This is a genomic window from Caproiciproducens sp. NJN-50 (assembly GCF_004103755.1).
In the GTDB taxonomy this organism is placed as follows: domain Bacteria; phylum Bacillota; class Clostridia; order Oscillospirales; family Acutalibacteraceae; genus Caproicibacter.
Map to the genome: position 1 here is coordinate 54710 of NZ_CP035283.1, position 23709 is coordinate 78418.

Below are 23709 nucleotides of genomic sequence, written 5' to 3' on the forward strand. Positions count from 1 at the left end.
TTCGTCCGGCCTGAGGACAAAAAGAGGAGCCGTCCCGCAGCGGGTCGGCTTCTCTTTGTATAAACAAAAAATAAAATTACACCTTGTTATGATTTCGCGGGCAGCCATGCCTTGACGGTGTCCTCGTTGTCGTTCATCCAGGCGCGGGCCGCTTCAAGCGGGTCACTGGCGTCCTCGACGGCGCCCATCAGATCGCCGAGCTGGTCGCTGGTCATCTTGAATTTCGTCAGAAATTCCGCGACTTCCGGCGCGTCCGTGTCAAGCCCTTTGCGGGAGAGCTTGTGGATGGACTCCGCGCTGCCGTAAACGCCTTTCGGGTCGTCGAGGAACTTCAGGTCCCACTTGGCGAACATCCAGTGGGGCTGCCAGCCCGTCACGACGATCGGCTGTTTCTGGTCGATGGCTTTTTTCAGCGCCGCCGTCATGGTCGGGCCGCTTCCCGGCATCAGCTTGTAGCCGAGGCCGTATTCCTTGATCGCCTTGTCGGTCGCCGTCATGATCCCCGCGCCGGAATCGATGCCGACGATGGTTCCGTCGAAATCCGATTTCGCATTGTTCAAGTCTTCGATGCTGTTGATTTTGACATAGGACGGGACGACAAGCCCGATTTTCGCGTTGTCGAAGCTGACTCCGTAATCCTTTAGCTCAGAGCCGTATTTCGCCATATAATCCTTGTGGGTGACCGGTAGCCAGCAGTCCAGGAAAACGTCGGTGCTGCCGTTCGCCAGCGAGGCGAACAGGGGCGCCACGTCCGTTTGGACCTGCTTGACCTCGTATCCCATTTTATCCACCAGGATCGCGTTCATCAGGTTCGTCATCGCGATTCCTTCGGACCAGTTCACATAGCCGATCTGAATCACCGGCTTCGACTTTCCGCCGCCGGAGGTTTTGCTTCCCGCCGCGGAGCTCTCCTCGCCGGGCTGCGAGCAACCGGCCAGCAAACCCAAGCATAGAATTCCCGTTAGGAAGACCGCTGCAATTGATTTTTTCATTTCAATCCCCTTTCTGTATTTTATATCTGAAACCCCAAAGGACGTTTTTTGATGAGGCTATTTCGCGTTGAGCTTTTTGGCATTGGACTTCCCAAGCCCCTGCGTGATGCGGTCCAGAACCATGGCGAGGATGACGACGGCCAGCCCGCCCTCGAATCCCTCGCCCACCTTGAGCTGGGTGATACCCTGCAGCACGATGATGCCGAGGCCTTCGGCGCCGATCATGGAGGAGATGACCACCATGGAGAGCGAGAGCATGATCGTCTGGTTCAGCCCCGCCAGGATGGTCGGCATGGCGAGCGGGATCTGCACCTTGAACAGCATCTGGTTCCCCGTGCAGCCGAAGGAGCGCGCCGCCTCGATCACGTCGCCCGGCACCTGCCGGATTCCCAGGTTGGTCAGCCGGACGGCGGGCGGCATGGCGAAGATCACGGTCGCGACCGCGCCCGGCACCACGCCGAGGTCGAAGAAATAGACCGCCGGGATCAGATACACGAAAGCCGGCATCGTCTGCATAAAGTCCAGAATCGGCCTGACGATGCGGTTGACCGTTTCGCTGCGCGACATCCAGATGCCAAGCGGGATCCCGATGACCAGCGCGATCAGCGTGGAAGTCACCACCAGCGCGAGCGTTTCCATGGTCTCCGTCCACAGGCCGATCGAAACGACGATCAGCAGGCCGGCGGCGGTAAAGATCGCGGTGCCGCGTCCCGCCAGGCGCCACGCGAGCAGCGCCAGGATCAGGATCATGACGTAAAACGGCAGCCAGCCGAACAGCGTTTCAAAAGAGGTGATGACCCAGAGCAGGACCATTTTGATTCCGCCGAAAAATCCGGCCCAGTTGGCCGTCATCCAGTCGATGGCCCTCTCCACCACGTCCCCGATCGGAAGTCTAATCATTTTCATTCTCCTCTCCGAGGATCCCCGAAAGAACGGATACTTTCATGATAATGCCCATTACCTTCCGTTCCCCGTCCACCACCACGATCGGGTATCTGGAATTGATGACCAGAGGAAGGAGCGCCTGGATGGATGTGTCCGGCGGAACGGTCGCTACATTCGTGTCGATGGCGCTCTTGATGCTCTCCGGGTCGTGGGCTCCCGATTTGAGCAGCTCCACCGCGTTGTCGATGGAAAGGATCCCCTTCAGGTGGCGCTCCCGGTCCACGACGAAAATGCTGGAGATGGAAGCCTCCCGCATCTTGCGCACCGCGACCCGGACTCCGTCCTTCGCGTAGGCGATCGGGTCCGGCCGCTTCATGATGGTGGAGGCGGTCACGACCTTGACGCGGTTGACGTCCTGCACAAATTCCCTGACATAGTCGTCGGCCGGGTTCGTGAGGATGTCCTCCGGGGTGCCGGTCTGCACGATGACGCCGTCCTTCATGATCGCGATCTTGTCCCCGAGCTTCAACGCCTCGTCGAGGTCGTGCGTGATGAAGATGATCGTCTTGTGCATCCTGGCCTGCAGCGCCAGCAGTTCGTCCTGCATCTCCTTTCGGATCAGCGGGTCCAGCGCGCTGAACGCCTCGTCCATCAAAAGGATGTCCGGGTCGTTCGCCAGGGCGCGCGCCAGGCCGACGCGCTGCTGCATGCCGCCGGAGAGCTGCGAGGGCATGCGGTCCTCGTGTCCCTCCAGGCCGACCAGGCGAAGCGCCTCAAGCGCCTTTTCCCGGCGCGTTTTCGAATCGACGCCCTGAATCTCCAGCCCGAATTCCACGTTGCTTTCCACCGTCCGGTGCGGCAGCAGCGCGAAATTCTGAAAGACCATCGCGACTTTTTTGCGGCGGATGTTCAGCAGCGCGTCCCTGCCGCAGTCCACGATGTTTTCGCCGTCGATCAGCACTTCTCCCGAAGTCGGGCGGATGAGCAGGTTCAGGCAGCGGATCAGCGTGGATTTTCCGCTCCCCGAAAGCCCCATGACAACAAAGATCTCTCCCTCTTCCACTTTGAAATTCGCGTTGTTCACGCCGACTCCATGCCCCGTTGACTTCAAAATTTCGGCTTTTCCCTTTCCGCCCTCCAGCATCGGAATAATCTTTTTGGGGTTGGAACCGAATATTTTATACAAATTTTTGACTTCAACTTTTGGCATTTTATCACTCCCTTTTTGAACAACTCAAGAACCGTGCGAATGAAACATACAACTCTATTATAGCTTGTAAGTTGCAGGGTGTCAACCTCAGCCCTTTTCTAATGTAAATATTTGGAAAATATTTTCGTGAATTATGAATTGCATCCTCGCTGGAGTTGAGGTAAAATGACTTTTGCAAGCCCGGATGACCGGGGGATGATGCGCATATGATAAGAGCAGGGTACCAAACAAAGTCCTGAGAGGGAATACTGGAGGGATTTTCATGTGGGATCGTTCGATTTTAAAATCAAACGCAAAGGTGGCGCTTCGGGGGCGGTACTGGACAGCGTTTTTGGTCACGCTCCTCTTTGCGGTGCTGGCCGAATGGCTGAACTGGGCAGACAGCGGTTTCCGGCGGCTGTTTGAATCTCAGGCCTGGCACGGCGGGGCGAGGCATCTGTTCCGCTGGTCCCCGCTGGAGGGGCTCGGAGGCTGGCTCTGCATATTCTATGTTATTTTTATCGTGCATCCGCTCCTGATCGGAGCCGCACGGTATTTTGTCCGCAATCATTTTGAGCCGGCCCGCACGGAGACCCTGTTCAGCGGTTTTCAGTGGAATTACGGGAACGGCGTTGGCGTCCTGTTCATCACGCGCCTTTTTATCATCCTGTGGACCTTTCTCTTCATCATTCCCGGCATTGTCAAACTGGTCCAGTACAGTATGGTTCCGTTTCTTCTTTCCGACAACCCCTCCCTGCCCGGCGAACGGGCGCGGGAGATCAGCCGCAGAATGACCGACGGGCAGAAGGGCGCCATTTTTGTGTTCTGGCTGTCGTTTCTCGGCTGGTTCCTGCTCGGGGCGCTTTGCTTCGGCGTGGGGATCCTGTTTATCCTGCCCTATTTCAGCGCGTCTCAGTCGGAGCTTTACCTGCTTCTGCGCGGCCGGGCGCTGGGCCTCGGCTTTGTCCGGCCGGAGGAGCTCTGCCTGGCTCAGTCGGCTTCCCGGCCCTGAATCCGCCTTGATAGAATTCCCTGATTTGCCGGTTTCATGCCGGGGGCAAAATGACGGACAAAAATAAGAAGAAAATGAGAAAAATCAAATTTTTCCTAAAAATCCCAGATTTACTGCCGATATACAATTATCAAGCAGTAAGGCAGGGTTGTCTATGGCGGTGGAAAATATCTCGTCGGTTGCCTCTTCGGGCAGCCTGGTCCCGGACTCCAGCCAGAGCTCAGAGCAGGACCGGATCACCGAACTCGTTCGGCTGGAGCAGGATGTCCAGAAGCTGAAATCCGACTATAAGGATAAAGCGAAAAACAACGGGATGTCGCAAATTGATATCAACAGCAAAATCAGAAGATATGAAAAGCTGATTGCGAAAATCGAGCAGGAAATCCGCCAGATCAAAAAAAGGGTCTCGTCGAAGCCGGTCGAAGTGAGGAAAAACGGCGAAGCCGCGGACGGCGCTTCCGGAAAGAGCGACAGTGCGGTCCTTTCAATGGCGGCCCTGAAAACGTCTTACCGGATGCTGTTCCCGGAGCCTTCCGGCGCGGAACAGCCTGAAGCGGAGCTGGCGGCGCAGACGAGAAACAATCTGGACCAGTTGGTTTAGCGTGAAAAATCCCCCGGCCTTTGGAAATTCCAAAAGCCGGGGGATTTTTTTCGGAAAAAGGTCACTGCCGCGTTTGTTCGTACAGCTCCTGAATCAGGCGGAGAATATTCTCGGCGGAGCGGGACTTGTCAAATCCCCTGCAAGAGGAACGCATGTCGCTCAGCTTCTGGCTGTCCGCCAACAGGGAGCGGATGGTCTCCCCGCAATCGTCGCCGTTTTCCAGCTTTACCGCCATATTGTGTGTCAGGAGAAAGTTGGCGTTGTCCTCCTCCTGGCCGGGGATCGCGTCGAAAACAGCCAGCGGTATGCCGCAGGCGAGCGCTTCCGATACGGTCAGTCCGCCGGGCTTGGTGATCAGCAGGTCCGAGGCGTGCATGTAATTTTCCACTTCGTCGGTGAAAAATACCAGCTTTGTCGGCTTCGGGCTCTCCGGAATCAGCTTTGCAAACTCCTCATGGAGCCTTCCGTTCCGCCCGGTGATGACGATGATCTGGAATTTCATGTCAAGCCGGACGATCTGCCGGTAAATTTTCAGAATATTGGTCACGCCGAAGCTCCCCGCCATCACCAGAATCGTGGGAAGAGCCTGGTCCAGCCCAATGCGTTTCAGAAAGGCCGCGTTATCCCCCTCCGAGAAAAAAACATTTTCCACCGGGATGCCGAACGGATAAATTTTTTCCTTCGGCACGCCCATGGCCTCCATTTCCGAGATCATGTCGCCGTTCGCGACCACGTAGGCGTCCACCCGGTCCGCGATCCAGGCGCGGTGAGGGCCGTAGTCGGTCATCAGGCAGATCAGCGGCGCGGTGACTGCTCCCGCCCATTTCAAATGCGAAATCATCTCGGTTGCGAACGGATGCGTCGAAATGATGACGTCCGGTCTTTTTTCCTCCAGAAGCGGAATGAGCTTCTGGCTGAAAACGCCGCTGAACCGCGACACCAGGCTGGACAGGAGGTTGTCCTCGTTGGTCCTGCGGTAAAGCTGGCCGAACACTTTCGGCGTTTTGGTCGCGAGAAAATGATATCCGTCGCAGACGGTCTTGTCCAGGACGCTGCTGATGCTTTTCAGCGCGTCGACCACATCGACCTCGCATCCGGAGGAATGCTCTGAAATATAAGCCTGAATGGCCCGGGAAGCGCGCACGTGCCCGCCGCCGGTGGCCGCTGTCAAAATTAATAGTTTCACGGAAACACCCCTGAATTTTATCTTATACGAAGCTTTCTTCGGGTTATACCAAGGTGATTATATCATATATTTGGAAAAGATGCCATTCTCAGCCCCGGAAGACGGGCGAAGGGCAAAACAAAACGGTAACAGGACTGTGACTTTACGAGCGGCCGCGCGGGGGCTATAATGGAATCGCGGCCGCATGCGGCCGAAAACAGGGGGTACGAAGATGATTGCGGAAAACAGGGCCGGGCATCCGGGAATATTCGGAAAAACCGGCCCGAAAGCCAAGGCGGCCGTCGCCGCCGCGCTGATCTTGCTGGTCGCCGCGGGCGCCGTGCTGGGGCAGAGAATTTACGCGGGATACCGGCACGCGAAGGAGATATCCGAAACGATCGATACGGACTCTTTTTATCCCGGCATCAAGGTGCAGGGGATCGATCTCGGCGGGAAGAGCATGAGCGAGGCAAAAACCGCCGTGGAGGCCGTCCTTCCGGCCGCTCAGCCGGTGGAGCTTCAGATCACGGACGGCAGCAGGTCCTGGGAACTGACCGAAAAGGACCTGAGCTTTCAATACAATACGGACGAAATCCTGAAAGAAGCATACTCATATGCCCGCAGCGGGGATCGGGAGCAGCGCCTTCAGCTTGTGCGCGGGCTGGAAGCTTCCCCGAAAACCTATTCCATCGCCGCGAAAATCGATGGAACCTCCCTGCGGACGGCGCTGGATAAAATCGCGGACCAGGCGGAATCCGCCCCGAAGGGTCCGAGCGTGACCTCATTCAACACGGGAACAAAACAGTTCTCCTTTGCCGACGGAACGGACGGCGTAACCGTCGACCGGGAAAAGCTGCTTGCCGATGCCCAGGCCGTCATCAGTTCCGGGGGAACGGGGACGGTCCGGCTTTCGACCGGGACCACCCCGTTCAGCGGGACGCTGGCGGACCTGAAACCCCACATGAAAAAGCTGGGCTCTTTCAGCACGGTCAGCAAAAATTCCGCGGACGGGACCTACAACATGACAAAAGCCCTGCTGTCGGCGAACGGCGTCTGCGTGCAGCCCGGCGCCGCGTTCTCCTTTTTCGGCACCGCGGGCCAGTGCGGCCAGGCGCAGGGATACCGGCCGGCCGGCGCGATCCTGAACGGAAAACTGATCCAGGAATACGGCGGCGGCATCTGCCAGGCTTCCACCACCATCTACGGCGCGGCGGTCCGCTCCGGAATGAAAATCACGGAGCGGCACAACCATTCCATGCCCTCCAGCTATTGTCCGATCGGGCAGGACGCCACCGTCAGCTACCCCGGCCTGGATTTCAAATTCGTGAACCCGACCAAATATCCGGTTTATCTGGTCACCTCGGTGAAGAACCGGGTTTTGACGGTTACTTTTTACGGCTATCAGCCGGACGATTACGATGCGATCGATGTCTCGTCAAAGGTGACCGAGACCATTCCGGCCCCGGCGAAGGGACAGTACGTGCCGGATTCTTCGCTGAAAAAGGGAGAGGTCAAGCTGACCTCCAAAGCGCGCACCGGGTACAAGGCGACGGCCCAGAGGATCTTCCGTAAAAACGGGACGGTCGTGAAAACGGAGGAGCTTCCCTCCTCCTATTACAAACCGCAGCCGGCCTACTATTCCTATGGGGAAGGGACCGACCTGGCCGGTACGGCCAAGCCGTCCTCCAAAGCCGCCGCCTCCCCGTCTTCCTCCAAACCGGCTTCCTCCGCGCCGCCGTCTTCAAAGCCTTCCTCCGCACCCGCATCCTCCGCGCCGGCTTCTTCCACGCCCGGCGCCGGGGCTGCTGTTCCGAACGACGACATCACAACGCAGGGCGAGCCGGCAGCGTGACGCTGCATCCACGCCCCGCCGCTTTTTCGCCCCATCGTTTCGGGAGAGTAAAATCCGGGCTTTGTTTGGCGGGACCGCGGGCGGACGATTCCAAAGGGGCTGAAACCGGGAACGCCGCAGGCGCGTCCCGGCCGGAGGTCCAAAAACAGCTTGACTTTTTCGCCGTAATCTGCAAAAATGAGGATGGCGGCACGCGTTGCGTTCCGGCCGTTTCCGTTGCTTTAAAAATTCACAACAGGCTCTGCCGCGGCCGCGGCAGACGCTGTCTTGGAAAGGAAGAACTGATTTGACTGAGACGCATACGCCGATAATCAGTGTTGTGATACCAGTTTACAATGTTGAAAAATATGTGGGCAAATGCCTGATTTCGCTGGAAGAACAAACTTTTCGGGATTTTGAGATCATCGCCGTCAACGACGGCTCTACGGATGCCTCTCCCGAAATTCTTCGCCATTTTGAAAGCAAATATGACAACATCACCGTCGTCGATCAGAAAAACGCCGGTATGTCCCTGGCAAGGAACGCCGGCATGGAAAAAGCGCGGGGGGAATACCTCACCTTTGTGGACAGCGACGATTACGTCGCGCCAACCTTTTTGGAAGAGCTTTACGAAGCCTGCGTGGACCACGATGCGGATATCGCCTGCTGCTACTATTATTACCATTTTATCGACAATGATTTCCTCTTTGAGTACCCTTTCCGGTGCAAGGGGGTCTTTAACCGCGCGAAAGCCATGAATAAGCTGCTGCGGGACGTTCAGATCCAGAGCCTGGTCTGGAACAAGCTGTACCGCCGCAGACTGTTTACGGATTACGGCATCACCTTCCCCTCCATGTGCTTCGAAGATATGGCGACCGCCAACAAGGTGTTCGCGCACGCGAACCGCGTCGTCGTTCTGGACCGGCCGCTTTACTATTATAACCAGCATTCCATGAGCACGCTCGCAACCATGAACGCGAACAAGATCAACGACTTTATCCGCGCGATCGCCATGGTCCGCATCTCCCTCGAGAAAAACGGGCTGTATGAAAAGTACAAAAAAAGTTATCTGGCCCTGACCAGAAAAACCTGCAACTGCTGCTATTTATATGTATTAAAAATGCATGGCGAGAAAAAATGTATGCGTGGGTGCATGACGAACATGCGGCGGATTTCAAAAGCGATGCGGACGTATACCTCCGATAAAACCAATTCCGCGGCGCTGTGCGATTTTTCGGAAGTGGTTGCCTCGCCTGAAACGCTGGAGGAAAACTACTCGGTCCGTTAAGCCCCTGCCGGAGACGGAAACGAGGTGAGCAATGGATGCCGACGGAGCGGAAGGCGGAAGAAAAGACCAGAACGCGGAAAATGTTTCAGGCGTTCCTTTTTGCGCTTACGCTGGGAATGCTGATTTATTTCTGCGTTTCCGGCAATAATCTGGCCGTCCTGATCCAAAGCCTGCCGACCATCAACCTGTTCTGGATCCTCTGCGCCGTTGCGAGCGTGGTCTTTAACTGGATGATGGACAGCCTGGTCCTTCACACGCTGATCTTTCATTCCTCCGGCGGCCGTTACGGCTTTGGAAGCGCGTTCCGGGTCAGCATGGTCGGGCAGTATTTCAATTCCGTCACTCCGTATGCGCTCGCCGGCCAGCCCATGCAGTTCATGGCCCTGGCGGGGCAGGGAATCCCGACCGGCGTGGCCGTTTCCACTCTCGTGAGGAAATTCCTGGTTTACCAGACTTCTTTGACGGTCTATTCCCTGGTGGTCATCCTGGTGAAATATCAGTTTTTCCGCAGCAAGATCCAGGGTTTCATGGCGCTGGCGTTCGTCGGGTTCCTGTATCAGGCGGCGGTGGTCATTGCGCTGGTCCTTTTTTCTTACAGCCCGGGGTTCACCACGAAGATCATCCATGGCGCCGTCTGGGTCCTGACAAAGATGCGAGTGGTCAAAAAGCCGGAGGAAACAGGAAAAAAAGTCAGGGATCAGCTTCAGTTTTTTCTGGAAAACAACCGTGCGATACAGGGAAAGCGCTCCCTTGGGATTAAAATCTACGTCTTTACGCTCCTCCAGCTGACGGCGCTTTTCCTGGTGCCTTTTTTTATTTATAAAGCGTTTCACAATCCCGGAGCGCCGGTATTCGATATGATCGCGGCGCAGAGCTTTGTCACCATGATCTCCGGCTACACGCCGCTGCCGGGCGCGGCGGGCGCGGCGGAGGGCAGCTTCCTTGTGCTCTTCCAGATGTTTTTCGCGCCGGAGGTCATCCAGCAGGCGATGCTGCTGTGGAGGCTGATCGCCTATTATTCCTGTATCGTGGTCGGGGCGTTTTTCGCGGCTCCGGAGCGCCGGGCCGGGAGGAAACCGGAACCGCTCGCCGGGAGGGAAGAACCGGGACCGCAGCCGGTGCCTGGAACCGGACATGCTGCAAACAGCGGAGGAATCAAACATGAATGACGGTTTTCTGAAAATAGCGGCGGTCACTCCGGAGATACGCGTGGCCGACTGCCGGTATAATCTGGAATCGGTGTGGAACCTGATGCGGGAATGCGAACGCGGCGGCGTCGCCGCCGCCGCGTTTCCGGAGCTTTGCCTGACGGGCTACACCTGCGGCGACCTGTTCCGCGACCGGACGCTGATCTCCGGAGCGGAAGCGGCCCTTGCGGAACTGCTGGCCCGCTCGGAGCGGCTTGATCTGCTCACGCTGGTCGGGCTCCCGGCCGCGGTGGGCCCGGACCTTTATAACTGCGCCGCGGTTTTCTGCCGCGGGGAGCTTCTCGGGATCGTGCCGAAGGAGAACATCCCGAATTACACCGAGTTTTACGAGGCGAGATATTTTACTCCAGGTAAAGATTTTCGACAGATCACATTCTGCGGAAAGGAGGTTCCCTTCGGGCCGGACCTCGTCTTCCGCTGCCGCGGCGCAGCCGGCCTCACGGTCGGCGCGGAAATCTGCGAGGACCTGTGGGTGCCGTGCCCGCCGTCGGTTCGCTTGGCGCAGAGCGGCGCTTCGGTGATCTTCAACCTTTCCGCCAGCGACGAGGTGATCGGCAAGGCCCCGTACCGCCGCGACCTGGTGCGGATGCAGTCCGGGCGGCTGGCTTGCGCCTACTGTTACGCGGACGCGGGGGAGGGGGAATCCTCGACCGACCTGATCTATACCGGGCACAGCATCATCGCAGAAAACGGGACGGTTCTGGCCGAGTCGGAGCAGTTTGCCACCGGCCTGACCACGGCGGACGTGGATTTGGAACGTTTATCGCAGGAACGGCTGCGCATGACGACCTGGCACGGAGAGGGACAAGCTCATGAGATTCCGTTTTCCCTCGACGTGCCGGAATTTAAAATGGAACGGAAATTTCCCGCGACGCCGTTCGTGCCGGGCGACGTGCGCGACCTTGCGGACCGCTGCGAGATGATTTTGAACCTGCAGGCCTGCGGGCTGAAGACCCGTCTCAGGCACACCGGGTCCAAGTGCGCCGTGATCGGCGTTTCCGGCGGGCTGGATTCCACGCTGGCCCTGCTGGTCACCGCGCGGGCGTTTGACCTGCTGAAGATGGACCGCCGCGGGATTCTGGCCGTGACGATGCCGGGCTTCGGCACCACGGGCCGCACGCGCGGCAACGCGCAGAGGCTTGCGGAATATCTGAACGCGAAATTTTTGGAGATCCCGATCGGGGACTCCGTTTCGAAACATTTCGCCGATATCGGCCACGACCCGGAAAACCGGGACGTCACCTATGAAAACGCGCAGGCGCGCGAGCGCACGCAGGTCCTGATGGACCTTGCGAACCAGTGCGGCGGGCTGGTCATCGGCACCGGGGACCTGTCGGAGCTGGCGCTCGGCTGGGCGACCTACAACGGGGACATCATGTCGATGTACGGGGTCAACTGCTCGGTCCCGAAGACGCTGGTGCGGCACCTGGTCCACCACGCGGCGGTGACGGGGCCGGAAGAGCTGCGCGCCCTTCTGGAAGACGTGCTGGACACGCCCGTCAGCCCGGAGCTGCTCCCGCCCGAGCAGAACGGCGAGATCGCCCAGAAGACGGAACACATCGTCGGTCCTTACGAACTGCACGATTTTTTCCTTTACTACATGATGCGCTTCGGGTTCTCTCCCGGAAAGATCTACCGCATGGCGCTTTCCGCGTTCGAAGGGCAGTACGACGGCCCGACGGTCAAAAAATGGCTGGGCGAGTTCTACCGCCGCTTTTTCACAAATCAGTTCAAGCGCTCCGCCCTGCCGGACGGGCCGAAGATCGGCTCCGTCTCGCTGTCGCAGCGCGGCGACTGGCGCATGCCGAGCGACGCTTCCGCGGCGCTTTGGATAAAGGAAATCGAGAAGCTATAAATGCAAAATCTTATTTTAGGATAGGAAAAAGGGAATCCGACGTCCAGATCGGATTCCCTTTTTTGTAAGGCTCCCGCGCCGCCGGCCGGGTGCTTACCACGCTTGAAAAGGAGAAAACGGAAATGAAATATAAAGCGGTGATCTTTGACCTGGACGGCACGCTGCTTGACTCCATGAAAGTCTGGGAACAGGTGGACAGGGATTTTCTGCTGCGGCGTGGTCTTCCGTTCACGCGGGACTATACCGAGGCGGTTTCCGCCATGAGCTTTGGGGAAGCGTCGCGCTACACCGTCGAGCGTTTCCGGCTTTCCGAGACCCCGGAGGAACTGATCCGCGAATGGAGCGCGATGGTCTCGGAGGAATACGCGCACCGCATCGCGCTCAAGCCCGGCGCGCGGGAGTGTCTGCGTTTTCTGCGGGCGCGCGGGATCGCACTGGGCGTTGCGACCGCCCTTTCGAAGGATCTGTACGGCCCGTCGCTGCGGAATAACGGCATTTACGGACTTTTCGGCGCGTTCGCTTCCGTGACGGAGACCGTGCGGGGAAAAGGATTTCCGGACGTCTATCTCCTTTGCGCCGAACGGCTCGGCGTTTCGCCCGGCTCCTGCCTTGTCTTTGAGGACGTGCTGCCGGGCCTAAGAGGGGCGAAAGCAGCCGGGATGGACGCGGTCGGCGTGTATGACGCCGGCTCCGGCCTCTCGGAGGAGGACGCGCGGTCCGTCGCGGACGGATACGTCAGAAGTCTTGCGGAGGTGACGGAGCCGGAGTTTTTCAATCGGTTTTTATAGATTTGATTTTGTCCGGCAAGCGGCTCTTAATCCTAATTTTTCTTTACCTGTGGCCCGGTGCCCCTTAACCTTTTTTCTATTCCTTTTTCTTTGCGCTCGGGCCGCGCGGGGACGCACAGCGTCTTTCGCGCCTACGGCGGTCGCGACTTCAGCCTTTTTTGCGATCAAGCCGGACAGGGCCGATCTTTTGCGGACCTGAGGCTCGGTGGCTCTTAACCCTAATTTCTTCTTACTTCTACTCTTGCGCTCAGGCCGCGCAGGCCCCTCCTTTCGGTCTTGGGTGAATTGTCAAGTGAAGTGCAACAGATAAGAAGAAATGACTTCAGCAGGAGTTTTCCAATTCAAACATTTACGCGGGCGGTCGTTGAGACGCTCCATGACAAATGCCACGGCTTCTGGGGTAAGTTCTGTAAAACGGGTTCCTCTGGGGAAAAACTGACGAATCAATCCGTTCGTATTTTCCACAGTTGGCTTCTGCCACGGAGAGGCTGGGCGAGTGTAATAATACAACGCTTCAAAGCGGCTCTCAAATTCACGGTGGCAGTTGAATTCGATCCCTCGATCCGACGTTACCGTGCGGAGCGGAACCTTTCCGCCTTCAAAGAAGAACTCAAAGCCCCGCATGACTTCTTCCCGTCTGATGTTGCGCAGGACGGCCAGGCAGCAGTATCGACTTTTTCGGTCGGTCACATTCAGCAAATAAGCGCGTTTTGCTTGTCCGAACCCGATCGTGTCAGCTTCCCAGTCTCCAAGTCTCTTTCTGCGTAGAGCTTCTTTGCTTCTCTCCCGGATTTCCCGCGCCCCGGCCTTGTACCCACGAGTTTCTCCATGCTGACGGCCATAGTGACGCAGTTTCATCGTAAGTTGTACGGAACGTGGCAGCAAGTCCGCGCGTAGCCACCGATATATGCTGCTGTGCGAGATTTTCATGTCCCGGTCATCCGGATAGTCTAACCGGATTCTTCCGGCAATTTGTTCGGGCGACCATGACAATTCAAGCTTTTCGGATATGTAAGCTGTCAGACGTGGGTTTTGATACAGCCTCTTCCGGCGGCATTCCATTCGCCGTTCAAGGTACCGGGCCCGTGCCGGAACGCTAAGATATTTTTGTCCCGAACGGTTCCTCTTGATCTCCCGGCTGATTGTGCCCGGATCCCTTTGCAACCTGCGTGCAAGCTGCCTCATACTGATCCCGTTATTCCACAATTGGGCTATCAATGCGCGCTCTTTTGGTGTAAGATGGTGGTAGTCCATAAAAAGCCTCTCCTTCAGTGGTGTCTTTTCAACTCCTACTGTATCATGGATTTGGCTTTTTGTGGACTCTTTCTACCCTCCTGTTGCACTTGCTATTTTAATTCACCGTTCTTCTAACAACAGCTTTTCATGGACGACGGGGGCTGAAAAATTAAAGCCACAAAGTATTTACCTAAAAGCTGAAATTCTTCAAAAAGTTACCTTTTTACATACGGCGTAAGATTGGGAATCGTTCAATGGGAAGCACTTGCGTAAGAATTCGTTGTTGCTTCATGACAGGTGCCGGGGTGCAGGGGGACGTTTAGGTGCCCCTCCCGGCGGGAAGTTGAAGTCCCCCTGCATAGTCTTTGCCGCCTTTCTGCTATATCAGAAAGGCGGGGCCTGTCCGGCCTGAGGACATAGAAAAAATGAATAGAAGAAATTTTGGGTTAAGAGGCACTTGCTAAAGGCAAACATATAATCGCCACCCGCGCCCCGGCCAAAGAAAAAATTGGGGTTAAGAGTCACCGGGCGCCAAGCACTCAAAAACCGAAATAATATCAAATCGAATATTACCTGTTGAATTTTGGTAAATTAAGGATTATAATAGATTTGCAAGGTAAATAAAAAACGCAATGCAGGGATGAAGTGTTGAGACCACTCCACCCCCTGCATACGGAGAACCACCCTCCATATACCACGGAATTCACCGCGCATTGCAGGACTTATTATACTTCCTTTTTCTGTTTTTGTACAGGGGAAGGAAGGAGAAACACTTCTTTTTCCTCCTGTATCTGCGCGCGCGCCGGTGTATGGAATGACAAATTCCGTACCGGCGCTTTTTGTTGCCTTGCGGGCGGCGTGACGCCGCTTCCTTCGGCCTGCCGGACAGAACGGCGAAAATTCGCGGCTCAGTTTGGCAGGACGGTCTGGGGAATCTCCCAAAGGCAAAGCCCTTGCGCGGACCCGCCGGTCCATTGGACGAACGTGCCAACGGCGGACGCGATTTCCGCTTGCCGGGAGTTTCTTCCCTCTGTCCCACCCGTCTCAGCTAATCATCTCGCTGTCTGCTGAACGGTGGGCCGTTGGATGCAACGTCATCGTTGCCCGCCGGCGGAATTCCGAATGTATGTGAAAGAAGTATGAACGCGGAAAGTCCAGCCCATACCCGGCGCAGTGAGAGAGATTCCGCCGGCAAAACAGGGAGCGGAGCGCCTGAACGGCGCTTCGCTCCCGATTTTTATCAACAATTTGTTGAATTATTCCTATGAAATACTCTGTGGCTTCAATTTCCGAGTCCCCGTCGTCAATGAAAAGCGGTGCCGGAAAGTTTTTCACTCTTTACATGAAAAGCGGGGAAAACTTTGAGGACGTTACGGCGTTCCCAAAGTTAGCTTTCGGGAGGTTCCAACTTCTGTCCCGCCAGACTAAGCAAACGGCTTTTTCCGTTCTGACTGGCGGGTCGAAGGGAGCGGCGACACGCCGCTTCCGCAAGACAACGCTTTCAATTTTTACCGTGATGAATGGCGGGGCGCGCGTGCAGGCTCAGCCTGCCGAAAGGCGGGCCGAAGATGCAGCGGTACGCTGCCTAGTCGGTGGGCCAGGCGTTGGCCGGGATTTCCGAAGAGGCCTTCGACTGCGCCTCCTCCACGCTGGAGGAAGCCGTCTGCGCCGGAGCCATGGTCAGGGCCCCGCTGTCGTTCCGCCCGAGGGTCGGCTCGTTGGCGCCGTAGTCGTTGCTGTCGAGCTGCCCGTCGAAGCCGGTCATAAAGCCGTCCAGCGCGGGCGTGCAGAGGTCTCCGCCGACCACACAGCCGCCGTAGATCAGCAGCGTGCCCCGCATGATCTCCTGCTCCGGGAAATTCGTGATCTCATACACCCACTGCTCGCAGGTTTTGCCCGCGTAGGAAGTGAGATCCAGTCCCTGCTCCTGCTGGATATTGTTGTACTTCGTATAAACATCGTCGAACGTCTGGGGAATCGTGACCTTGCCGTTGGCGATCGGCTGCGGCTTGACTTCCCACCCGAACTGCTTGAAAAAGGCGATCCTGTCCTCGTTGGTTGAAGCGGCAAGGCTGTATTTTTTGCCTCCGCTGTCGGCGGAAGGCCCGGAATGAAACAGCTTTACCGCGACGATGGCGGCGGTGACCACTACAAGGACCGCCGCCAGAACGGCGATCATCTTTCTTTTTTTCGTCTTGACAGAAATTACAAACATAAATCCGCCCCCTCAGGCAAATACATATGCCCGGGGAGCGGAAATCATGCGCGCTTTTCGGAAAGTCGCCGCCAAATAAAAATTTCGGAACGTCAGGCGTCCGCGGACTGCTCCGCCGACGCGGAGTCGATCACCTTCTGCGCGACCTGCGGCGGCGTCTCCTCATACCGCGCGAAGTCGAACGTGAACGAGCCGCGCCCCTGCGTCACCTGCCGGACGAAGGTGGTGAAGTCGTGCATTTCGGCCTGCGGCACCTCCGCCTCGATGGTCTGCGTGCCCTCGCCCGCCGGCTCCATGCCCAGCACGCGCCCGCGGCGCTTGTTGATCTCGCCCATCATGTCGCCCATGTTGTCGTCCGGCACGGTGCAGCGAAGCGTGCCGATCGGCTCCAGCAGAACGGGGGAGGCCTTCGGCATCCCGGTCTTGTACGCGAGCGCCGCCGCCATCTTGAACGACATTTCGGAGGAGTCCACCGGATGGTACGAGCCGTCGTACAGCGTCGCCCTCAGGCCGACCACCGGATACCCCGCGAGCGGGCCCCGGTCGATGCATTCGCGCAGGCCCTTTTCCACCGCCGGGTAAAAGCCCCTCGGCACCGCGCCGCCGACGACGCGCTCCCCGAATTCCAGCCCGTCGGCCTCGCACGGCTCAAATTCGATCCACACGTCGCCATACTGTCCGTGGCCTCCGGTCTGCTTCTTGTACTTGCCCTGCACCTGCACCTTTTTGCGGATGGTTTCGCGGTAGGCGACGCGCGGCGTCTCCAGCTTGATCTCCACGCCGAACTTCTTCTTCAGCTTGGAGGCGAGAACGTCCAGATGCTGCTCGCCCATGCCGGAGACGATCATCTGGTGCGTCTCGGCGTTGGTCGCGAAACGGATGGTCGGGTCCTCCTCGGTCAGGCGGAGGATGCCCTGCGCCACCTTGTCCTCTTCTCCCTTGGCTTTGGGCAGAACCGCCATCGAGAGCGACGGCGAAGGGTAGACGACCGGCTCCAGTTTCACCCTGCGCTCCGGCGAGCAGAGCGTGTCTCCGGTTTTCGCGGAAAGCTTCGGCACCGCGCCGATGTCCCCCGCCGCAAGGTACGGCACGTCCTCCTGCTTCTTCCCGCGGACAAGGATCGTTTTGCCCACGCGCTCCGCCTGGCCGGTCGTCATGTTGACCAGCCCGGCGTCGGAGGAGATCCTGCCGGAAATCACCTTGAGGTACGACAGCTTGCCGACGAACGGGTCCGCGACGGTTTTAAAGACGACCGCCGCCGGCTGGGCGTTCTCATCCGCCGCCAGCTCGACCGGGTCCCCGTTTTCATCCGTCCCGGTTTCGCCGCTCTTTTCCGCGGCGCTGGGCGCCAGCCAGACAAGGCCGTTCAAAAGCTGGTCGATCCCGTTGAGCAGCACCGCGTCCCCGCAGAACACGGGGGAAACCGCCCCGGACTTGACCCCCTTGCTGATGCCGACGATAACTTCCTCCGGCGTGAAGCTCTCGCCGGAAAAGTATTTGTCGAACATGTCGTCGCCGGTTTCCGCAACGGCCTCGTAGATCGCCGTGCGCAGCCCCTCCAGGCGGCTGCCCATATCCGGCATCTTTACTTCCACCGCTTTCCCGTCATGGTATTCGTAAGCCTTGTACTCCAGCACGTTGACGTAGACGTTCGCCTTTCCGTTCTGGATGTACGGCACGACCACAGGGCAGACCGACGGGCCGAAATACGCTTTCAGGGTCTCGAACACCTTGTAGAAATCCGCGCTTTCGTCGCACAGGCCGTTGACGAAAAAGATTTTGGAAAGCCCTCGCGCGTCCGCGGCGGCGGCCGCCTTTTCGGTTCCGACCGCGATGCCGTCCTTGCCGGAAACGGCGACCAGCATGCAGTCGGCCGCGCGGACCGCCTCGCACAGCCCGCCCTCAAAGTCGAACAGGCCGGGCGCGTCCAGCAGATTGATTTTATCGTTCTTCCACTCGAGCGGAGCCACTGAAGTCAACACGGACGTTTTCCGCCTGATCTCCTCAGGATCGGAATCGCATACGGTATTTCCCTCACCAACCTTTCCCAAGCGGTCGGTGGCGCCGGAAAGATACAGCATCGCCTCGGCGATACTGGTTTTTCCCGCGCCGCCGTGCCCCGCAAGCGCAATGTTCAGAATATGCTTCGCCTCATATTGTTTCACTAATAGCAGCTCCTTTCAGGGGTTGAGAATCCAATTGAAAGCAACATCCAATTGACCAACCGAATTTATGATAATTATAGCGTGTTGCCATAAAAAATACAATGCCGGCGAAAGATTTTGTCTGCTTTGTAAAGCACTTTTCCGCGCCGGAATATTGATCGGAGCCGGATCGAAAAGGCCGTTCTCCGCGTAAAAAAGGGGGCCGCCCCTCCGAACGGGCGGCCCCCTGCGCGCTTTCGCGCTTTTTCCGGTCGTTTGAAGCTCCTGTTCCCTACAGTGTGACGGTAAGGCCGTCGTAGGCAAAAGAAACATCCGGGTATCTGCTTTCCAGGGCGGAATAATCGTCGAGCGATTTCCCCCAGGCCTCTTCGATATGTGTAATCACCAGCCGCTTTGCCCTGATTTTTTCCCTGATGCTCCGGGCATCCTCGAAGCTGTACAGTTCTTCCCGCAGCGGGTGGTCCTTCGCAATCTGTTTTCCGTTTTTAAGCGTGTCGCCTACGAAGGTGTTTCCAAGGATCAGCACATCCGCATCGTACAAAAGCGGCTCGTCGGGAAACGGCAGGCAGTCGCACGGGGCGTAAACCAGCTTTTTACGGTCCGATTCGATGACGAAAACCGTGACCGCCTTCTCCTTCGGCACCTTCACGAAAGAAATTTTGACACCGCCCTGTTCGAAACATCCGGCAATTTCCTGCTCGGCGATGAGATTCATGCTCTGATAGTAGCCAAAGAACGAGCCGTATTTGCTGGAAATGGCGTTGATATCCTTCATGACGTCGGGAGACGCGGCGATCCTCAATGGATTTTGCGGCTTGACGCCGTCGTAATAATCCAGCCACTCCAGCCGGAGCTGTTCTATCACGCGCATCCCGAGCGTATGGTCCGGGTCGCAGTGACTGTACGCAATCGTATTCACTTCTTTGATATCCGCATGATTCAGCGCCGCGCTGATGTCCTCCGGCGTATCGAACAGCAGGCCGATGTCCTCCAGATACAGGCTGCATCCGCATCTCGCGTAAGGAAATCCCTTTTCCCGCGCCTCCCTGCACACGGGGCACTGGCACAACGGCTTTGGAGTGCACACGCACCCGCCGGAACCGGTGACGACGAATTTCATTTTTTCACCGCTTTCAATATTTTCCCTTTTTTTCATTGAATTTTGGTAAATTGAGGATTATAATAGAAATTGTAGAGCACAATAAAAAGTGCAAAGCAGGGACAGGGTGCTCGAACACCCCGCCCCCTGCATATGGAACGAGGGTCCATACACAGCGGTGAAAACCGCGCATTTGCAGGTAACAGTATACCTCTTTTTCCCTTTTTTGTACAGAGGGGGGGAAAGGCGGGGGCGAAAAAATGACCTGCTTTTCACGCGCGCCGGTGTATGGAATGAGAATTTCCGTACCGGTGCTTTTTTGTGCCCTGCGAGCGGCTTTCCTGTTTCCGGGCCGGGGGCGGGGAGTGCAAAGCGAGCAGAACGCGTGAAAAGGAGTAATAAAATAAGCGCCGGTTTTCCGCTTCGCCGAAGCCCTTAACGGGGAACGGTCCGGCGAGAGGGGAACGGCGCGGACATGCCGGTGCGGTGGGCACAGTGTATGCAGAGAGGTCCTCTCGATTCCCCGGTCCATCCCATGGTCCGTCGTTTGGAAAAACAGGGCCGCAGACAAAGGGCCGCGCGAATGCCGACGCATCCGCGCGGCCTGATTTTATTCCCGCGGCAGATGCTTCCGGCAAGCCGACCCGGCCGGACGGTCCGGACACATAGTGTCTTTTCGCGCCTATGGCGGACACATAGTGTCTTTTCGCGCCTATGGCGTTCCCGACTTTAGCTTTCGGGAGTATTTAACCTCCGTCCCGCCCGTTTCACCGATTGCCGAAAGGCGGGCCGACCTGACCGGATGGTCCGGCGGTACGCTGCAATATGCGAAAGAAGGAAAACAGGATGGATTCGGAATCCTTTTATCAGCGGGTCTGCCGCATCGTGTCGGAAATCCCGGCGGGCAGGGTGATGACCTATGGGCAGGTTGCCTTTTACGCGGGGAAACCGCGCGCGGCGCGGCTGGTGGGGCATGCCCTGCACGCCGCCCCTCCGGGACTGCCCTGTCACCGGGTCGTCAGGCGGAGCGGCGAGCTCGCGCCGGAGCATGTGTTCGGCGGGCCTGAGTCACAGCGCGCCCTGCTGGAGCGGGAGGGCGTCGCGTTTCTGCCCGGCGGGCGCATCGACATGGAAAAGCATTTGTGGCGGGACTGAAAGTGTTTTGTGAAACGGCCGCCCGGAAAGATTCCGGACGGCCGTTTTATGATTCAAAACTTTCAGCGGTTCGCCGCCTGAACGGCCGTGATGGCCACCACGCCGACGATGTCCTCGGCCTTGCACCCGCGGGACAGGTCGTTGACCGGGCTGGCGATGCCCTGCAGGATCGGGCCGTAGGCGTCCGCCTTCGCGAGGCGCTCAACCATCTTGTAGCAGATGTTGCCGGCGTTCAGGTCCGGGAAAACAAGCACGTTCGCGTGGCCCGCGACCTTGCTGCCCGGCGCCTTCGACTGGCCGACGGAGGGAACCAGCGCGGCGTCCGCCTGCAGTTCGCCGTCCAGCATCAGGTCCGGGGCTTTTTCCTTGGCGAGCTTTGTCGCCTCCACGACCTTGTCGACCAGAGCGTCCTTGCCGCTGCCGTAGCTGGAGAACGAAAGCATCGCGACCTTCGGCTCCGCGCCGACCAGGGACTGGAACGACTTCGCGGAAGCGATGGCGATCTCGGAAAGCTCGTCCGCGTTCGGGTTGATGTTCAGGCCGCAGTCCGCGAAGATGAACGTGCCGTTTTCGCCGTATTCGCAGTTCGGCACGTTGATGAGAAAGAAGCCGGAGACCATCTTCGCGTCCTTCGCCGTGCGGATGATCTGCAGCGCCGGGCGGAGCGTGTTCGCGGTGGAGTGGCACGCGCCGGAGACCATGCCGTCCGCGACGCCCTTTTTGACCAGCATCACGCCGAAATAGGTCGCGTCCTCCATCGTTTCGGAGGCTTTTTCCGGGGTCATGCCCTTGGCCTTGCGCATCTCGTAAAACGTGTTGGCGTAATCGTCGTGCAGATCGGTGTTTTTCGGGTCGATGATCTTCGCGCCCGAAAGGTCCAGGCCGTCCGCGGCCCTTTTGACCTCCTGTTCGTTTCCGAGCAGGATCACGTTCGCGATTTTGCGCCGGATGACCTCTGCGGCCGCCGCGACGACGCGCGGGTCGGTCCCTTCCGCAAGGACGATCGTCTTTTTATCGCTGATTGCTTTTTCAATCATTTTGTCCATAAAACTCATAATTGCTGACATCCTCTTTTCATCAGGTATAAATGTAACGTCCCATGGAGGGACACATACTAATTGTTATTATACCTCCGTTGCGTGAGGAAAAAAAGGAAAGTTATCTTTTTAACAGGCAGAAGTAAATATTCCTTGACAATTTAAATTGACATTATATAATTATTATAAGCAATAATAAAATAAAAGGAGAGATAAATAATGAAAAGGATAAAAAAAATAGCAGTATGTTTTTTAATTTCTTTGCTTGTCTTTTCTCAGATGGCAGGTATGACGACACCAGCATCGGCTCATACAGTTGTACCCAAGACAAGTGCAAGCCAGTTGTTTAATTATTCGCCCTACCATGTTGTTAAGGCTTTGATCAATCGCTTTGAAGAACATACGAAAAACAAAAGAAAAAGTACTTATGACAAACATACAAAACCCAGACCGGGTAGAAACTCAGAAAAGAAGAAACAGAAAAGCAATTGGAAACCGAGATGGATGTGATTTATGAAATATAAAATAGAAGAAACCAAAGAAAAGCTGAAAACTGCGGCAGACAGAAAAGACCTGGTGGAATTGTATACGCGCAGCGAGGATTCCTTTTCCGCCGGCATCGTCGTAGCACTGGATCAGGAAGGATTCGTTCTGAGGGAAATGGACAGCCAGGGCAGATGGTGCGGCTATTGCTTTTTTAGACTGGGGGCGGTTCGGAATGTTGAAACGGCTACGGATTATCTGAAAAAATTAGAGTGCTATCTTGACTATTGGGAAGGCAGGGGATTGTCCCAAAGCGACGCTCCGAAGCAGGAACCGCCGTTCGATCCCGAACGGAATACGCTGATTGACTTGCTGACCGGGCAATGCCTGAAAAAGCATATCATTACCGTGGGGTACTGCGAAGAGGAGAATTTGGATACCGGATATGTTTTGGCATTGACGGATCGGCTGCTTTCTCTGAAAACAGTCGACGTTTCCAGCGGCGGCTTTCTGGATGCCATAAGAAAACCGCTCGACGAAATTTCCATGATCGAGTTCGAAAGTATTGATAATATCTTGCTGGAATTTGCAAACCGAAAGCTCTTTTCAAATAAATAATTTTATGAGGCCCCGCAGCCGTCCGCGGGGCCTTTTTGCCTAAAACTTCAGGGAATGGAAACAAAAATTGATTCGGATTTTATATTGATAAAAGATATACAATCAATTATAATGAGAAGCATATGCAAGTCCTGCGAGGAAAGATTTTCAGGGGATGCAGAACCGAAAGGAGCACCGATATGAATTATTCCGCAGAAGTGGAAAAGATGTGTGTGGTAACCAAAGGGCCGAAGCACGGCCCCGCGCCCATCCCGGAGGAAGGGAAATGGGTCAAGGCGTATGAGATCAAAGACCTGTCCGGCCTGACGCACGGCGTGGGCTGGTGCGCGCCGCAGCAGGGCGCCTGCAAGCTGACGCTGAATGTGAAGGACGGCATTGTGCAGGAGGCTCTGGTGGAAACCATCGGCTGCTCCGGCATGACGCATTCCGCCGCGATGGCCGCGGAGATCCTGCCCGGCAAGACCCTGCTCGAATGCCTGAACACCGACCTCGTGTGCGACGCGATCAACGTCGCGATGCGCGAGCTGTTCAAGCAGCTTGCCTACGGCCGCAGCCAGACGGCGTTTTCCGAGGACGGCCTGCCCGTCGGCGCGGGGCTTGAAGACCTGGGGAAGGGTCTGCGCTCGCAGGTCGGCACCATGTACGGCACGCTTCCGAAGGGCGTGCGCTACCTGGAAATGACGGAGGGCTATGTGACCAGGCTCGCCCTGGACGAGAACAGCGAGGTCATCGGCTACCAGTTTGTCCGCCTCGGCAAAATGATGGAAGACATCCGCCACGGAGTCAGCCCGGACGAAGCCTATAAAAAGAATATCGGCCAGTACGGACGCTTCGACGGCGCGGTGAAATACATAGATCCGCGCGAAGAATGAGACCAGTGAGGAGGA

General features: G+C 57.0%; 20 protein-coding genes. 11 read left to right on the forward strand and 9 right to left on the reverse strand.

The window, feature by feature from the left end; translation table 11 throughout:
• Positions 1-86: 86 nt before the first annotated feature.
• The 3 genes from EQM14_RS00260 to EQM14_RS00270 are packed head-to-tail and all read right to left on the reverse strand — an operon-like array spanning position 87 to position 3087.
• Positions 87-992: a glycine betaine ABC transporter substrate-binding protein gene (locus EQM14_RS00260; protein WP_128741072.1), complete on the reverse strand. Its 906-nt coding sequence runs from the start codon at positions 990-992 to the stop codon at positions 87-89.
• 57 nt (positions 993-1049) lie between these two features.
• The gene (locus tag EQM14_RS00265; protein ID WP_128741073.1) at positions 1050-1892 is read right to left on the reverse strand and encodes an ABC transporter permease; all 843 of its coding nucleotides are present in this window, start codon (positions 1890-1892) and stop codon (positions 1050-1052) included.
• Positions 1885-3087, reverse strand: coding sequence for a quaternary amine ABC transporter ATP-binding protein (locus tag EQM14_RS00270; RefSeq protein ID WP_128741074.1), 1203 nt, complete (start codon positions 3085-3087; stop codon positions 1885-1887). The genes EQM14_RS00265 and EQM14_RS00270 overlap by 8 nt, the downstream gene beginning before the upstream one ends.
• A gap of 262 nt (positions 3088-3349) precedes the next feature.
• On the opposite strand from EQM14_RS00270, the gene EQM14_RS00275 reads away from it, so the two are divergent.
• Entirely contained in the window at positions 3350-4078 is a 729-nt protein-coding gene (locus EQM14_RS00275) for a DUF975 family protein (protein WP_128741075.1), read from the forward strand.
• 154 nt (positions 4079-4232) lie between these two features.
• On the forward strand, positions 4233-4679 hold the full coding sequence (locus EQM14_RS00280; protein ID WP_128741076.1) for a hypothetical protein: 447 nt from the start codon (positions 4233-4235) through the stop codon (positions 4677-4679).
• A 61-nt stretch (positions 4680-4740) separates the two neighbouring features.
• On the opposite strand, the gene EQM14_RS00285 is transcribed toward EQM14_RS00280, so the two are convergent.
• Entirely contained in the window at positions 4741-5865 is a 1125-nt protein-coding gene (locus tag EQM14_RS00285; protein WP_128741077.1) for an MGDG synthase family glycosyltransferase, read from the reverse strand.
• Between the two features lie 211 nt (positions 5866-6076).
• Here EQM14_RS00285 and EQM14_RS00290 point away from each other — a divergent pair, with 211 nt between their 5' ends.
• The 5 genes from EQM14_RS00290 to EQM14_RS00310 all read left to right on the forward strand — a co-directional run bounded on the left by EQM14_RS00290 (position 6077) and on the right by EQM14_RS00310 (position 12814).
• On the forward strand, positions 6077-7696 hold the full coding sequence (locus EQM14_RS00290; RefSeq protein ID WP_164918893.1) for a VanW family protein: 1620 nt from the start codon (positions 6077-6079) through the stop codon (positions 7694-7696).
• A gap of 286 nt (positions 7697-7982) precedes the next feature.
• Positions 7983-8963: a glycosyltransferase gene (locus EQM14_RS00295; RefSeq protein WP_128741079.1), complete on the forward strand. Its 981-nt coding sequence runs from the start codon at positions 7983-7985 to the stop codon at positions 8961-8963.
• A gap of 35 nt (positions 8964-8998) precedes the next feature.
• On the forward strand, positions 8999-10132 hold the full coding sequence (locus tag EQM14_RS00300) for a lysylphosphatidylglycerol synthase transmembrane domain-containing protein (protein WP_128741080.1): 1134 nt from the start codon (positions 8999-9001) through the stop codon (positions 10130-10132).
• The gene (locus tag EQM14_RS00305; RefSeq protein ID WP_128741081.1) at positions 10125-12026 is read left to right on the forward strand and encodes an NAD(+) synthase; all 1902 of its coding nucleotides are present in this window, start codon (positions 10125-10127) and stop codon (positions 12024-12026) included. Before EQM14_RS00300 ends, EQM14_RS00305 begins: the two co-directional genes overlap by 8 nt.
• Positions 12027-12148: 122 nt before the next feature.
• Complete coding sequence (locus EQM14_RS00310; RefSeq protein ID WP_128741082.1) at positions 12149-12814, forward strand: HAD family hydrolase; 666 nt, start codon at positions 12149-12151, stop codon at positions 12812-12814.
• Positions 12815-13102: 288 nt separating this feature from the next.
• Here EQM14_RS00310 and EQM14_RS00315 read toward each other — a convergent pair whose 3' ends face one another.
• The 4 genes from EQM14_RS00315 to EQM14_RS00330 form a co-directional block, all read right to left on the reverse strand.
• Positions 13103-14068: an IS30 family transposase gene (locus EQM14_RS00315; protein WP_128741069.1), complete on the reverse strand. Its 966-nt coding sequence runs from the start codon at positions 14066-14068 to the stop codon at positions 13103-13105.
• A gap of 1567 nt (positions 14069-15635) precedes the next feature.
• Positions 15636-16265, reverse strand: a complete 630-nt coding sequence (locus EQM14_RS00320; protein ID WP_128741083.1) for a DUF4830 domain-containing protein — start codon at positions 16263-16265, stop codon at positions 15636-15638.
• A gap of 92 nt (positions 16266-16357) precedes the next feature.
• On the reverse strand, positions 16358-18430 hold the full coding sequence (locus tag EQM14_RS00325) for an elongation factor G (RefSeq protein WP_128741084.1): 2073 nt from the start codon (positions 18428-18430) through the stop codon (positions 16358-16360).
• 271 nt (positions 18431-18701) lie between these two features.
• Positions 18702-19550, reverse strand: a complete 849-nt coding sequence (locus EQM14_RS00330) for an MBL fold metallo-hydrolase (protein ID WP_128741085.1) — start codon at positions 19548-19550, stop codon at positions 18702-18704.
• A gap of 825 nt (positions 19551-20375) precedes the next feature.
• On the opposite strand from EQM14_RS00330, the gene EQM14_RS00335 reads away from it, so the two are divergent.
• Positions 20376-20684, forward strand: coding sequence for an MGMT family protein (locus tag EQM14_RS00335; RefSeq protein WP_128741086.1), 309 nt, complete (start codon positions 20376-20378; stop codon positions 20682-20684).
• Positions 20685-20746: 62 nt separating this feature from the next.
• Here the strand turns inward: EQM14_RS00335 and pta are convergent, their stop codons facing one another.
• On the reverse strand, positions 20747-21751 hold the full coding sequence (gene pta, locus EQM14_RS00340) for a phosphate acetyltransferase (RefSeq protein ID WP_128741087.1): 1005 nt from the start codon (positions 21749-21751) through the stop codon (positions 20747-20749).
• Positions 21752-21940: 189 nt separating this feature from the next.
• Between pta and EQM14_RS00345 the strand changes: the two genes are divergently transcribed.
• From EQM14_RS00345 to EQM14_RS00355, 3 genes are all read left to right on the forward strand, one after another.
• Positions 21941-22231 (forward strand): hypothetical protein, encoded by a 291-nt coding sequence (locus EQM14_RS00345; protein WP_128741088.1) that lies wholly within the window; start codon positions 21941-21943, stop codon positions 22229-22231.
• A gap of 3 nt (positions 22232-22234) precedes the next feature.
• Positions 22235-22822, forward strand: a complete 588-nt coding sequence (locus tag EQM14_RS00350; RefSeq protein ID WP_128741089.1) for a hypothetical protein — start codon at positions 22235-22237, stop codon at positions 22820-22822.
• Between the two features lie 179 nt (positions 22823-23001).
• Positions 23002-23694 (forward strand): iron-sulfur cluster assembly scaffold protein, encoded by a 693-nt coding sequence (locus EQM14_RS00355; RefSeq protein ID WP_128741090.1) that lies wholly within the window; start codon positions 23002-23004, stop codon positions 23692-23694.
• The last annotated feature ends 15 nt before the right edge of the window (positions 23695-23709 follow it).